The organism is Microbulbifer sp. S227A (assembly GCF_049800935.1).
In genome coordinates this window covers 23,193-35,570 of sequence record NZ_JBNAFZ010000016.1, presented here as the reverse complement: position 1 = coordinate 35,570, position 12,378 = coordinate 23,193, and the positions used below count along the sequence as shown (strand labels likewise).

Genomic DNA, 12,378 nt, shown 5'->3' with positions numbered 1-12,378 from the left:
TCCTCACGCGTCGAGATTCTTGCCGACGATGCGCATCAGGAAGATCGCAACGATATTGGCGAGAATGATTGCATAGACACCGCCCGCGGAACCAAGGCCGACATTCTGGCTTTCGAGCACGCGCTGATAGATCAGGTAGGTCAGGGTGCGGGTGCCGAACGAGCCCTGGGTGGTGACAAAGATTTCCGCGAAGATCGACAGCAGAAAGATCGTCTGGATCAACACCACGACGGTGATGGCCCGGCCCAGATGCGGCAGGATGATATACCCGAAACGGGCGAGCGGCGGTGCGCCGTCCATTTCCGAGGCTTCGAGCTGTTCACCGTCCAGCGACTGGATCGCGGTCAGCAGGATCAGCGTCGCGAAGGGCAGCCATTGCCAGGAGACGATCATGATGATCGATGTCATCGACGCCTCGCTGAGCCACTCCACCGGCTGCGCGCCAAAGAACTTCCAGATATGCGCAAACAGCCCGTTCACCGGATCCATGAACATGTTCTTCCACACCAGGGCCGACACGGTGGGCATGACAAAGAACGGGGCGATGACGAGGATGCGCACGACGCCCTGTCCCCACATCGGCTGGTTCAGGAGAACCGCCAGCAGCACCCCCAGAACGACGGTGATGATCAGCACGCCGCCGACAATCAGCAGCGTCGCAAGCACCGAGGGCCAGAACGCGCTCGAGGTCACGAAGCGCACGTAATTGTCAAACCCGACCCAGCCAAGGTCGCCACCGCGCAGGGGCAGGTATTTTTTGAACGAAAAGAACAGGGTCATGATCAGCGGGACGAGCATCCATCCCAGGAGCAGAACGACCGCGGGGGCCATCATGAACCGGGCCGCAGATCGGGAATGTTGGGTTGCCATCGGGCGCACCTCCTCTGTTGACCGCCCGTGGGCAGCCGTCGGCAGAATGTGAATGTGGAGAATTCATGGTGCCCGAGGGGGGGTATCGCTGTCGATCCCCCCCGCAGGTGGGGAAGGGGCCTAGTAGCCGGCCGCTTCCATTTCGTCGACGGTCAGGGCCTGCGCCTTGTCAAGCGCCTCTGCAACCGATTGCTGGCCTGCCAGCGCCGCAGAGATTTCCTGTCCAACCTGGGTCGCGATTCCGGCAAATTCGGGAATGGCGACGAACTGGACCCCGGTATAGGGTACCGGTTGCACCGAAGGTGCGCTCGGGTCGGCTTCGTTGATCGACTTGAGCGTCATCTCGGCAAAGGGAACCTTGGCATATTCCGGGTTCTCATACAGCGATGTACGGGTGCCCGGCGGGACATTGGCCCAGCCCTCTTTGCTGGCGACCAGGGCGGTATAGTCCTTGCTGGTGGCCCAGGCGACGAATGCCTTGGCAGCATCGGTTGCGTCCGACCCGGCAGGAATTGCCAGCGACCAGGCCCAGAGCCAGTTGCCGCGCTTGCCCAGCCCGTTGTCGGGTGCCAGGGCAAAACCGACCTTGTCGGCCACGGTCGAGTCGGTGGGGTTGGTCACGAATGACGCCGCCACGGTGGCGTCGATCCACATGCCGCATTTGCCCTGCTGGAACAGCGACAGGTTTTCGTTGAACCCGTTGGTCGAGGCACCCGGAGGGCCGTAGCTGTTCATCAGGTCCATGTAGAAGTTGACGGTGGCCGCCCATTCATCGCTGTCCAGCTGCGGTGCCCAGCTTTCATCGAACCAGCGCGCGCCGAACGAGTTGGACATCGCGGTCAGGAACGCCATGTTCTCGCCCCAGCCGGCCTTGCCGCGCAGGCAGATACCGTAGATTTCGTTTTCCTTGTCGGTCATCGCCTCGGCGGCGGTCTTGATATCGGCCCAGGTGGGGGCCTCGGGCATGTCCAGACCGGCCTTTTCCATCAGGTCGGTGCGGTACATGACCATCGAGCTCTCGCCATAGAACGGCGCGGCATAGAGTTCGCCATCAATGGTCAGACCGTTGCGGATCGCGGGCAGGATATCATCCGCATCCCATTCCGCCGGCAGGTCGTTGAGCGAAACAAGCCAGTCCTGCGCGCCCCAGATCGGAACTTCGTAGGTGCCGATGGTCATCACATCGAATTGACCGCCCTTGGCGGCGATGTCCTGGGTGACGCGCTGGCGCAGCACGTTCTCTTCCAGCGTGACCCATTCCAGCGTGATGTCCGGGTTGGCCGCGGTGAATTCATCGGCCAGCCCCTGCATGCGGACCATATCGCCGTTATTGACGGTGGCGATGGTGACGGTGGTCTGGGCGTGGGCGCCAAACGCCGCCGCACAGCCTAGCGCCGTTGCCGCCAGAAGTGATTTCTTGAGTGACATTACGGGTCCTCCCCCATTCGAGTTTGCCCGATAGTGATAGCGACCTTACGTCACTCAAGTCAACGAATATTTTTACGCGCGTAAAATAATTGGAAGGGATTACATGGATTCAACTGGTTAGGCGGAATTGCGCATCACAAGTTTGCCATCCAGCAGGGTCTCCCGGCGGTCCGAGCCGGTTTCCGGCGATTCGATGATGGAAAAAAGTGTTTGGGCGGCGCGGGTCGCGATTGCCGAGTAATCCTGGGCAATCGTCGTGAGCGAGGGGCAGGTATAGCGCGAATAGGGGTGATCATCATGGCCGGCAATCCGCAGGGTGCAATCAGTGCCGTGCCCGACGCGCAGGCCCAGGCCATAGGCCGCCGACAGCATGCCGATCGCCAGCCGGTCATTGCTGCATAGCACGGTATTGGTGGCAAAGGCGTTTTCGGCCAGCATCCTGCCGCCCTCGGCACTGCCGATGGCCTCGAAATCCCAGCCCGTCCCCTCGGCTTGCAGCACATGCGCGGCGAAACCGTGGCGCTGCATGCTGTCCAGATAGGCCTGTCGCCGCTTGTTGGCATTTGGGTTGAGCGGCGATTTCATCTCGAACAGGCAAGGCGGCTGGCCGCTGCGGCAGAGATATTCGACCATCAGGTCCACGCTCTGATTGTTGTCCGTGCCGACAAAAGCCTCGCCGATCCCGTCTATGTTGGCGTCAAAAAGCACGACGGGGACGTCCCTGGCAAAGCTCTCGACCACGCTCACATCCGAAACCCGCCCGAACGGCGCCAGCAGAACGCCCGCCGGTTTCAGGGACCGCAACGAATTCAGGTTGCTGGCCTCCAGCGACGGCCGCCCATGTGAGCTGAGCACGATGGGGCTGTAACCGGCATCATGACAGGCCAGCTCGACAACGCGGCCGATCTCGGAAAAAAACGGGTCCGCAAGGTTGGGCACCACGATGCCGATGTTGCGAGTCTTTTCCCGATTCTGGTTCACCGCGTAAATGTTTGGGCGATAATCGTACTTGTCCAGCGCCTGTTCGATCTTGTCGCGGGTCGAGCGTTTGACGCTGTCAGGGTCGTTGAAATACTTGGATAATGTCGGGCGCGATACGCCGCATACGGTCGAGAACGCATCCATGTTGCGGATTTTTTGCTTGTACATTCGCAAGGACCCCATTTTCATGCCGCGTGTAAAGATATTTCTTTACTCTATTAAAAACTGTCGCGACAGGTCAATCCACAAGCGGCTGTTGCGGCACTGCGGCGGCAGCGCGCGCGCGGAGTTACGCCTTTGGTGGCGGTTGACCTGTGCGCCACTTGTGAAATTCTGACGACGCAGACCGCACATCTGCACTGGCCCACCGGCATGATCCTGCTTCCCGGCACCGGAGATTGCCGGTGGGCCACAATAATTGTCCAAAGGGAGAGGTTTGACATGAAACGGCTTATTGCGATGACCTGCGCGGCGGCGCTGCTGGGCGGGGCGGCCATGGCGCATGATTTCGGTTTTGCCGGGGTATTGTCGAAATCCAACAAGCAGGAATTGCCGGAACTGACCCTGTCGGTGGGCAAGCCAATTGCCGACGGTCCGATCACGCTGAAATCCGGCATGGCCTATGAGATCGAGATCGAGGCGGATGGCACCGGCGAACTGGCCCTTGAGGGTTCGGGGTTTTTCCGTGCAATCTGGGTCAACGAAGTGGTTGTGAACGGTCTGGAAATCCGTCCGTTTGGTATCCACAGCCTGGAGTTCGACGAGGCGGGCACGATGGAAATCGAGTTTGTCGCGATCAAGCCCGGGCGCTATGAGTTGAAACAGCCAGGGTCCACCGGTGAAAGTCAGCGGGTCGAAATCATCATCGAGTAACCCGGCATGACCATGCTCGCGGTTCGGGACCTGTCCTATAGCTATGGGTCCAAACGCGCGCTTGACCATGTGAGTTTCGACATCGCGGCGGGGCGTTTCTGCGCCCTGCTGGGCCCGAATGGCGCGGGCAAATCCACCCTGTTTTCTTTGATGACGCGGCTTTTGGTGACGCGGCACGGGGCGATCTCGGTGGCGGGGCACGACCTGGCCCGCAGCCCGCGCGCGGCGCTGGCCCGCATTGGCGTGGTGTTTCAGCAGCAAACCCTCGATCTTGACATGACGGTGCTGCAAAACCTGCGCTATTTCGCAGCGTTGCAGGGCCTGTCCGGGGCCGGGGCACAGCGCAGCATCGATGCCGCGCTGGATCGTCTGGACATGCGCGAGCGGGCGGGCGAAAAGGCGCGCGCCCTGAACGGTGGACATCGCCGCCGGATGGAGATTGCCCGCGCCCTGATCCATGATCCCAAGGTTCTGATGCTGGACGAACCCACGGTCGGGCTGGACACCGGCAGCCGCAAGGCGATCACCGCGCATGTGCACGAACTGGCCGAATCCGGGTTGCTGGTGTTCTGGGCCACGCATCTCGTGGATGAAATCCGCGATCAGGACGATGTGGTCGTGCTGCACCGGGGGCGGGTTCTGCGCCATGACAGGGCCGCCGCCATTGCCGGGGGGCGCCCCCTGATCGACACCTTTATCGAGATGACCGCCCAGGACGAACCCGCATGAGGCGCTGGCTGGTTGCGCTTCGCGCCATCGTGCTGCGCGAGGCCATGCGTTTCATCAGCCAGCGCAGCCGCTTTGTCGCGGCACTGGTGCGGCCGCTGGTGTGGCTGATCGTCTTTGCCGCCGGGTTTCGTGCCGCCCTTGGGCTGTCGATCATCCCGCCTTACCAGACCTATATCACCTACGAGGTCTATATCGTTCCGGGCCTCTGCGGCATGATCCAGCTGTTCAACGGGATGCAGTCGTCGCTGTCGCTGGTCTATGACCGCGAGATGGGGTCGATGCGACTCTTGCTGACCAGCCCGTTGCCGCGCTGGTGGCTGCTGTTCTCGAAGCTGCTGGCGGGGGTCGCGGTGTCGATCCTTCAGGTCTATGTATTTCTGGCGATCGCCGCCGCCTTTGGCATCACGATGCCGTGGGGCGGTTATCTGTATGTGCTGCCTGCGCTGGTGATCAGCGGTTTGATGCTCGGCGCGCTTGGCTTGCTGATCTCTTCCACCATCCGGCAGTTGGAGAATTTCGCGGGGGTCATGAATTTCGTGATCTTTCCGATGTTCTTCATGTCGACGGCGCTGTACCCGCTCTGGCGGATGGCCGAGAGCTCGGTCCTGCTGCGCGATATCTGTGCGGTGAACCCGTTCACCCATGCGGTCGAACTCATCCGCTTTGCTCTTTATGGCAGCGTTAACGGCATGGCGCTGGTCTGGGTGGTTCTGGCCTTTGCGGTCTTCATGATCGGCAGCCTGATCGGCTATGATCCGGCCCGTGGCATGGTGCGCAAGGGGCGTGGCCCGGCCGGCTAGCGTCGCGCGTTGAAACCGGGCGCGCCTAGGCGACCGCCGGCACCTTTGCGACATAGCCATGCACCGTATCGGACATGTTATGCAGCCGAAGCGGACCCAGTTCGATCATGTCCTCGCGGGTTCCGGCCACGTCGCGGGTCACGACGATGCCGTGGTTGTTGCGCTTAGCATAGTCGTTCAACCGCGCCGCGAGGTTTGCCGCCTGGCCGATGACAGTGAAATCCAGCCGTTCGCGAGAGCCGACATTGCCATAGGTCACGCGGCCAAAGGCAATTCCGATCGAGCATTCGTAATCGTGCAGCGAGGCGGCGTTTTCGCGATCCGCCGAGTGATCCACGATCGCCCGCGCCGCCCTGAGCGCCTGGGCGCAGGCCGCCTTGGCATCGTCGCCCGCCGGGAATACCGCAAGCACCGCGTCGCCGATGAATTTCAGAACCTCGCCGCCGTGATCGTGAATGATGGTCGATGAGGTTTCAAAGAACTGGTTGAGCAGCGTGATGTAATCGGACTGCCCCAGCTTTTCCGCCAGCCGGGTTGAATCATGCAGATCGCAGAACATGATGGCGGCATCGATCTCGTCACCGTCGCCGCGGCGGATTTCGCCTCCCAGAACCCGCGCGCCGGTGCGTTTGCCCACATAGGTCTCAAGCAGCGACTGGGCGTTTTCCTTCTGCATGAAGACTTCGTAAAAGCGGCTGATCACGTTGGAACATTCAAACACCAGCCCCAGGTTTGCCGTGTTGAACCCGTCAGGATGATCGCTGGTGAGGGTCAGGACGTTGCGGCGGCCGTCGGAAAACGGCATCGGCATCGCCACGTAATCGGTTGCCCCCTTGGCGCGCAGATCCTCGATGATGGGAAAGCTGTTGCTGGAGTAATCTTCGGCTCCAAGTTTGCGCCGAATGCCACCCAGCCCGCTCGAGACATGGCGCAGCGGGCTGTTCATATAGCTGGGATGGTCGTGGATTTCATAAGAGGGCGCATAGACGCTGACCTCTTTCGCGCCCTGTTCCCAGATATAGTTCTTGCCGGCAATCAGCGGGTGCAGCGACCACAGCATCACGCTCAGGCGCGACAGGTACACGCCATGTTCCCGCAGCTTGAGCGCGAGCGCGGCGGTGAATTCCTCGGGCGTGGCGATAAAGGCAGCATCGCGCAGCAGCCAGTCGATCACCGGACCGCTGATGTGGCCGGTCTCTTGTTGGCACAGGATATTGTCGCCCAGGTCCATATCGGTCACGACACCGGGCATAAAGGCGAAATGACCCTGGATGGCCCGGCTCTCGGGCAGGGCGGAATGATAGGACCATACCGCGTTGGACAGGCGTTCATCGGCCAGCACCAGATCGTGGTAACGCGCGGTGCCCTTGAACGGGCAAAAGGTCTTGAGGTCGCTCAAATCGCCGAGCGGGGCGACGACATCGTCGTTCGGGAAATAGATCGCCGGGGCAAGACGGGTTTCATACATGACCAGTGCCTTGTCGCTGCTCGCCAGTACCGTGCCATTCCGGCGGGCCGTCACGCGCCCGTGCAGCGGCTCGATATGGATGCGGTAGGGATTGGTCATGGATGGTCCTATGTGCGGCGCTGTGGTCAAGATGGGGCCGCGACCTTCGGTTTCCAAGGTCTTGGGGGACGATGCGGTCGCGGGGCGACCCTCATACCATCTGGATCACGTCCTTGTCGATGGACAGCATGTAACCGCGCCGCGCGATATTCTTGACCAGCAGCGCGCTGACCATCTGGTTGCCCAGCGTGTCGCGCAACCGCTTGATGCGCGTGGCCCCTGCCGCCTCGTCGCAATCCGCCGAATCGCGCCCGGAAATCACCGCTTCGATCTCGGCCCCGGACAGAACGTCGTCATCCAGCCGTGCCTCGGCCAGAACCGCGAGGGTCTCCATCGCCGCCGCCGTCAGCTTGAATTCTAGGTTGTTCAGGTAAACCGTGTTTTCTTCGCGGCTGATCAACAGGGAATTCACCTGTATCCCGGTGCGTTCGATCTGGGCCATGCGCCGGTTCAGGATGACCAGCATCACCAGGAACACCAGCGCCGCGATCAGCATCGCGGTGGCAAAGACCAGCAGCACGAAAATCACCATGCGATAGCTGGCCAGCGTGTCCGAGAACGCCGTGCCCGACTGTGCGAGGATTTCCAGCAGCTTGATCTCGGCCTGCGTGGTCAGGTCATTCTCGACAAACACCCGTTCCACCCGCGCGTTGAACGCATTGGCGTCGGGCAGGGTCAGGAACAGCACCGCCCCGGCCACCACCAGAACCGCCACGATCGCCAGGATGCCGACTGTCACGATCCGGGTTCCCGAGCGGCGTGTCTCAGAAACGGAGATAGTAGGATCCGGCATTGGTCTTCCTTTCCTCCAGCCCCTCGGGCCCGAACACCGTCAACACATTCAGCAGGGTCCAGCCATTGCGTGCCAGCCGGGTTGCAAGTTCGGATTGCGCGGCCCTCTTGGTGCAGGCGCCGGACAGCTGCATGACACCGTAATGCAACCGCAAGGGGCTGTCCTGCTTGGCCTTGTAATCGGCATAGCAGTCAGCGGCGCGGGCCATGCCGGGGGCGGCAGCCAACAGGCCAAGCGCAAGGATCAGGGCAAGATGTTTCATGTCGGCAGGATGCGTCGGCGGCGGTGGATATTCAATAACAACAGGGATTTGACGCGCTGATATTCGATAACATGCGGGCGATATTGCCTGTCCGAAGCCTTCGGGAAGAGCGTGGGTGCATGGCCCGGTCATGTGAACCGGGTTGCACACGCCACCTTATGCGAAAGGACATGCCCCATGCATCGCAAATTCATCGCCCTGATCGTTTCCACCGCCCTCTGCATCACCGCCCTTTCCGCGATGCCTGCCCGCGCCGACAGTGATGACACGGCCAAGGCCATCGCCGGGTTCGCGGCGCTTGCCATTCTTGGGTTGGCCATCCACAACGCCCGTGATCGCGACGACGCGCCCATCGTGTCGCACGTGGCACCGCCGCCGAAACGACATGATGTGCGCCCGCGCCCCCTGCCGCAACGGGCGGCGCGGTACAATCTTCCTGCCAAATGCCTGCGCAATCACAAGCTGCATGGGGGGCCGGCCCGCCTGCTGGGTTTGCAATGCCTCAAGAGCAACTACCGCTTTACCGCGCAACTGCCCCGGGCTTGCCGCCTGCAATTTGACGGCCGCAACATCAGCCGCACCGGATACGAACCGCTGTGCCTGCGCGAACGCGGATACCGGATTGTCGGCAGGTGAGCCGGGACGCCGGCGCTTTCCGCTTGCAATGGCACCACGTTGATTGCAGCAGGGATGCATGAGCACACCTGATGACAGCCTGGAACTGGCCGCCCGCGCGCGCGGCCATCTTCGCATAGCCGGCGTGGACGAGGTCGGGCGCGGCCCGCTGGCCGGGCCTGTCACCGCCGCGGCGGTGGTTCTGGACCTTGCCACGCTGCCCGCGGGGCTGAACGATTCCAAGAAGCTGTCGGCCAGGGCCCGCGCCGCGCTGGATGAGGAACTGCTCCGGGTCGCCGAGGTCAGCATCGCCCATGCAAGTGTCGAAGAGATCGACCGGCTGAACATCCTGCGCGCCAGTCATCTCGCGATGGAACGGGCGGTCGCCGCCCTGTCGCCCGCGCCGGATTTCCTGTTGATCGACGGCAACCTGATCCCCCGCGGGCTAAGCATACCGGCCGAGGCGGTGGTCAAGGGCGATGCCCGTTCGGTGTCGATTTCCGCTGCGTCAATCGTTGCCAAAATCGCGCGCGATCGCATCATGGTGGATTTGGCGCAACAGCATCCCGGCTATGGCTGGGAGACCAATGCGGGATACCCGTCAAAAAGACACAGGGAGGCGCTTCAAAATCTTGGTGTAACCCCACACCATAGACGTTCCTTTAAACCGGTACACAATATCTTGTATCAAGAAAAATCTATAAACCACTGATTCAAAAAAGAAATTGACGGCGATTCGCCTTTGAATCATCCTTGCCTCAACCAAAGAGCGCACAAAGCGCCATGGACAGAGGCAGACGAAATGACCAAGACCAAGACCAAGGGGGCCGCCGCGCTCCCGCTGAACACGATCATGGATGGCGATTGCATCGAGGCAATGAACAGCTTGCCCGAGGCGTCGATCGACCTGATCTTTGCCGATCCGCCTTATAACCTGCAATTGCGGGGCGAGTTGCACCGCCCGGACAACAGCCAGGTGGACGCGGTCGACGATCACTGGGACCAATTTGCCTCTTTTGGTGCCTATGACCGGTTCACCCGCGAATGGCTGGCGGCGGCGCGCCGGCTCTTGAAGCCAAACGGTGCGATCTGGGTCATCGGCAGCTATCACAACATCTTTCGGGTTGGTGCCGCGTTGCAGGATGCGGGGTTCTGGATCCTGAATGACGTGGTGTGGCGCAAGTCCAACCCGATGCCGAATTTCCGCGGCAAGCGTTTGACCAATGCCCATGAGACGATGATCTGGGCGAGCCGGGACGAGGCGGCGAAATATACGTTCAACTACGAGGCGCTCAAGGCGCTGAATGAAGGGATCCAGATGCGCAGCGACTGGGTCTTGCCGATCTGCACCGGGCATGAGCGGCTCAAGGACGAGAATGGCGACAAGGCGCATCCGACGCAAAAACCCGAGAGCCTGCTGCACCGGGTCCTGGTGGGCACGACCCAGCCGGGGGACGTGGTGCTTGACCCGTTTTTCGGCACGGGTACAACCGGGGCCGTGGCCAAGATGCTGGGCCGGGATTTCATCGGGATCGAACGCGAGGCGGCCTATCGCAAGGTTGCCGAGAAACGCATCGCCAAGGTGCGCAAGTTCGACCGCGAAGCCTTGCAGGTCAGCACCAGCAAGCGTGCCGAGCCGCGCGTTCCCTTTGGCCAGCTGGTCGAGCGCGGCATGTTGCGGCCGGGCGAAGAGCTGTTTTCGATGAACAAGCGTCACAAGGCCAAGGTGCGCGCCGACGGCACCCTGATCGGCAGCGACGTCAAGGGATCAATTCACCAGGTCGGTGCCGCCCTGGAAGGCGCGCCAAGCTGCAATGGCTGGACCTATTGGTGCTTCAAACGCGATGGCAAGACGGTGCCGATCGACGTGCTGCGCCAGCAGATCCGCGCCGAGATGCAGAACTGATCCAGCAGAATTTCCGAGCTACCGCCGGTGCCTGTGGCCTGTCATGAGGCACCAGACTTGCCCCGCCTTTATGGCGGGGCTCTTTTCGTTTGCCCGGCGCGGGCAGATCATGGTGCCGCCCCGGACCGAAACCCGGTAACATGATGGCGCACCAACCGGAGTAGAGCCTGTCATGACCGCCACCGGCCCGAGCCTGCCGATTTTCACCGATGCCGACCTGCCGCGCGGTGCCACCCATGACGAGATCGCGGCCAATCGCTTTACCGAGGCGACGCTGGCGCGGCACAAGCGCGAGGGGCTGGAACTGGCGGTCCGGGCGCGCTGGATCGCGCTGGCGATTATCGCGGTGATGCTGCCCTTCCTGAACTTCAGCTTTGAAATGATCTATTACGAGCTTCTGTTGGCTGCGCTGGCGGTGATCGGATGGGCGCAGAGGCGGGTGGGGCGGGTGGGCCGTTCGCGGTTCGAACTGGCGCTGCTGTTCCTCGAATTGTCGCTGATGACGGTCGTTCTGGCGCTGCCCAACCCGCTGGATCAAAGCGGCTGGCCGGCGGGCATGGCCTATCGTTTTGGTACGTTCACCTTTTTCTTCGTGATCCTGGCCGCCGGAACCCTGGCCTATTCCTGGCGGACCATTTTGGCGATCGGCAACTGGACGGCGGCCATGTGGCTGATCGCGCTTGGCATCGTGTGGTGGTTTGGCCGTACCGAACCGCAGCTGACCGAGGCCGCACAAACCGCCTTTGGAGCGGGGAGCAAGATGGCGCAGATCCTTGATCCCAACAGCATCGATTTCGGGGTCCGCATCCAGGAGGTGATCCTGTTCCTGATCGTCGCCTTTACCCTTGCCGCGTCGGTGCGCCGGTTCAACCGGTTGCTGCTGGACAATGCGGTGCTTGAACGCGAGCGAACCAACCTGTCGCGGTACTTCTCGCCCAATGTGGTGGACGAGCTGTCGCATAACGACGATCCGTTGAAACAGATCCGCAGCCACGATGTCGCGGTTCTGTTCGTGGATATCGTTGGTTTCACCGCCTTTGCCGCCACCCGGACGCCGCAGCAACTGATCGAGACCCTGCGAGCGTTTCACGCGCGCATGGAACCCGAGGTGTTCCGCCATCAGGGGACACTCGACAAATACCTGGGCGACGGCCTAATGGCGACATTTGGCACGCCATTGCCGGGGGACCGGGATGCCAGCCATGCGCTGGACTGTGCCCACAGCATGATCGCCGCCGTGGACCTCTGGAACGCCGAGCGGGCGGCGCGGGGCGAGCCGCCGATCAAGGTCAGCTTTGGCGTGCATTACGGGCCCGTCGTGCTGGGCAATGTCGGGACCAACCGGCTGGAATATGCGGTGGTCGGCAACACGGTGAACATCGCCAGCCGACTTGAGGCGATGAGCCGCGACCTCTCCGTGCGGCTGGTGATCAGCGAGGCGATGTATCGCCGGGTACAAGACGAATCCGGGCAACCGGCCGGGTTGCGGCGCATCGATGATCAATCGATCCGGGGGATCGACGGACGCGCGCCGCTTTGGGTCTTGCCGTGAGG

General features: G+C 61.8%; 13 protein-coding genes. 7 read left to right on the top strand and 6 right to left on the bottom strand.

The genetic code is table 11. The features are described from left to right. Window positions 1-3: 3 nt before the first annotated feature. From ACP15R_RS23635 to ACP15R_RS23625, 3 genes are all read right to left on the bottom strand, one after another. Window positions 4-870 (bottom strand): carbohydrate ABC transporter permease, encoded by an 867-nt coding sequence (locus tag ACP15R_RS23635; RefSeq protein WP_424988398.1) that lies wholly within the window; start codon window positions 868-870, stop codon window positions 4-6. 120 nt (window positions 871-990) lie between these two features. Next, entirely contained in the window at window positions 991-2,298 is a 1,308-nt protein-coding gene (locus ACP15R_RS23630) for an ABC transporter substrate-binding protein (RefSeq protein ID WP_424988397.1), read from the bottom strand. A 117-nt stretch (window positions 2,299-2,415) separates the two neighbouring features. Then, complete coding sequence (locus tag ACP15R_RS23625; protein ID WP_424988396.1) at window positions 2,416-3,447, bottom strand: LacI family DNA-binding transcriptional regulator; 1,032 nt, start codon at window positions 3,445-3,447, stop codon at window positions 2,416-2,418. Between the two features lie 273 nt (window positions 3,448-3,720). On the opposite strand from ACP15R_RS23625, the gene ACP15R_RS23620 reads away from it, so the two are divergent. From ACP15R_RS23620 to ACP15R_RS23610, 3 genes are read left to right on the top strand one after another with little or no spacing between them, the layout of a single operon-like run. Then, window positions 3,721-4,152 (top strand): hypothetical protein, encoded by a 432-nt coding sequence (locus ACP15R_RS23620; protein WP_424988395.1) that lies wholly within the window; start codon window positions 3,721-3,723, stop codon window positions 4,150-4,152. A 6-nt stretch (window positions 4,153-4,158) separates the two neighbouring features. Next, a complete protein-coding gene (locus tag ACP15R_RS23615) occupies window positions 4,159-4,881 on the top strand; it encodes an ABC transporter ATP-binding protein (protein ID WP_424988394.1) in 723 nt (240 codons plus the stop codon). Beyond that, window positions 4,878-5,681 carry an ABC transporter permease gene (locus ACP15R_RS23610; protein ID WP_424988393.1) on the top strand — a complete coding sequence of 268 codons (804 nt, stop codon included), beginning with the start codon at window positions 4,878-4,880 and terminating at the stop codon, window positions 5,679-5,681. The genes ACP15R_RS23615 and ACP15R_RS23610 overlap by 4 nt, the downstream gene beginning before the upstream one ends. A gap of 25 nt (window positions 5,682-5,706) precedes the next feature. Here ACP15R_RS23610 and ACP15R_RS23605 read toward each other — a convergent pair whose 3' ends face one another. From ACP15R_RS23605 to ACP15R_RS23595, 3 genes are all read right to left on the bottom strand, one after another. Continuing rightward, on the bottom strand, window positions 5,707-7,248 hold the full coding sequence (locus tag ACP15R_RS23605; RefSeq protein ID WP_424988392.1) for a DUF427 domain-containing protein: 1,542 nt from the start codon (window positions 7,246-7,248) through the stop codon (window positions 5,707-5,709). Window positions 7,249-7,339: 91 nt separating this feature from the next. Further along, the gene (locus tag ACP15R_RS23600) at window positions 7,340-7,987 is read right to left on the bottom strand and encodes a winged helix-turn-helix domain-containing protein (protein WP_424988391.1); all 648 of its coding nucleotides are present in this window, start codon (window positions 7,985-7,987) and stop codon (window positions 7,340-7,342) included. A gap of 25 nt (window positions 7,988-8,012) precedes the next feature. Beyond that, complete coding sequence (locus ACP15R_RS23595; protein WP_424988390.1) at window positions 8,013-8,303, bottom strand: hypothetical protein; 291 nt, start codon at window positions 8,301-8,303, stop codon at window positions 8,013-8,015. A gap of 177 nt (window positions 8,304-8,480) precedes the next feature. On the opposite strand from ACP15R_RS23595, the gene ACP15R_RS23590 reads away from it, so the two are divergent. The 4 genes from ACP15R_RS23590 (at window position 8,481) to ACP15R_RS23575 (ending at window position 12,376) form a co-directional block, all read left to right on the top strand. Further along, complete coding sequence (locus tag ACP15R_RS23590; RefSeq protein WP_424988389.1) at window positions 8,481-8,939, top strand: hypothetical protein; 459 nt, start codon at window positions 8,481-8,483, stop codon at window positions 8,937-8,939. A 58-nt stretch (window positions 8,940-8,997) separates the two neighbouring features. Then, entirely contained in the window at window positions 8,998-9,630 is a 633-nt protein-coding gene (locus tag ACP15R_RS23585; protein ID WP_424988388.1) for a ribonuclease HII, read from the top strand. A 90-nt stretch (window positions 9,631-9,720) separates the two neighbouring features. Next, on the top strand, window positions 9,721-10,824 hold the full coding sequence (locus ACP15R_RS23580; RefSeq protein ID WP_424988387.1) for a site-specific DNA-methyltransferase: 1,104 nt from the start codon (window positions 9,721-9,723) through the stop codon (window positions 10,822-10,824). Window positions 10,825-10,996: 172 nt separating this feature from the next. Next, a complete protein-coding gene (locus ACP15R_RS23575; RefSeq protein WP_424988386.1) occupies window positions 10,997-12,376 on the top strand; it encodes an adenylate/guanylate cyclase domain-containing protein in 1,380 nt (459 codons plus the stop codon). The last annotated feature ends 2 nt before the right edge of the window (window positions 12,377-12,378 follow it).

What these genes read in the sequence shown, in the direction of transcription:
- ACP15R_RS23635 (WP_424988398.1), bottom strand. Translation starts at nt 870, where the DNA reads ATGGCAACCCAACATTCCCGATCTGCGGCCCGGTTCATGATGGCCCCC.
- ACP15R_RS23620 (WP_424988395.1), top strand. Translation starts at nt 3,721, where the DNA reads ATGAAACGGCTTATTGCGATGACCTGCGCGGCGGCGCTGCTGGGCGGG.
- ACP15R_RS23575 (WP_424988386.1), top strand. Translation starts at nt 10,997, where the DNA reads ATGACCGCCACCGGCCCGAGCCTGCCGATTTTCACCGATGCCGACCTG.
- ACP15R_RS23605 (WP_424988392.1), bottom strand. Translation starts at nt 7,248, where the DNA reads ATGACCAATCCCTACCGCATCCATATCGAGCCGCTGCACGGGCGCGTG.
- ACP15R_RS23625 (WP_424988396.1), bottom strand. Translation starts at nt 3,447, where the DNA reads ATGTACAAGCAAAAAATCCGCAACATGGATGCGTTCTCGACCGTATGC.
- ACP15R_RS23590 (WP_424988389.1), top strand. Translation starts at nt 8,481, where the DNA reads ATGCATCGCAAATTCATCGCCCTGATCGTTTCCACCGCCCTCTGCATC.
- ACP15R_RS23610 (WP_424988393.1), top strand. Translation starts at nt 4,878, where the DNA reads ATGAGGCGCTGGCTGGTTGCGCTTCGCGCCATCGTGCTGCGCGAGGCC.
- ACP15R_RS23580 (WP_424988387.1), top strand. Translation starts at nt 9,721, where the DNA reads ATGACCAAGACCAAGACCAAGGGGGCCGCCGCGCTCCCGCTGAACACG.
- ACP15R_RS23630 (WP_424988397.1), bottom strand. Translation starts at nt 2,298, where the DNA reads ATGTCACTCAAGAAATCACTTCTGGCGGCAACGGCGCTAGGCTGTGCG.
- ACP15R_RS23615 (WP_424988394.1), top strand. Translation starts at nt 4,159, where the DNA reads ATGACCATGCTCGCGGTTCGGGACCTGTCCTATAGCTATGGGTCCAAA.
- ACP15R_RS23585 (WP_424988388.1), top strand. Translation starts at nt 8,998, where the DNA reads ATGAGCACACCTGATGACAGCCTGGAACTGGCCGCCCGCGCGCGCGGC.
- ACP15R_RS23595 (WP_424988390.1), bottom strand. Translation starts at nt 8,303, where the DNA reads ATGAAACATCTTGCCCTGATCCTTGCGCTTGGCCTGTTGGCTGCCGCC.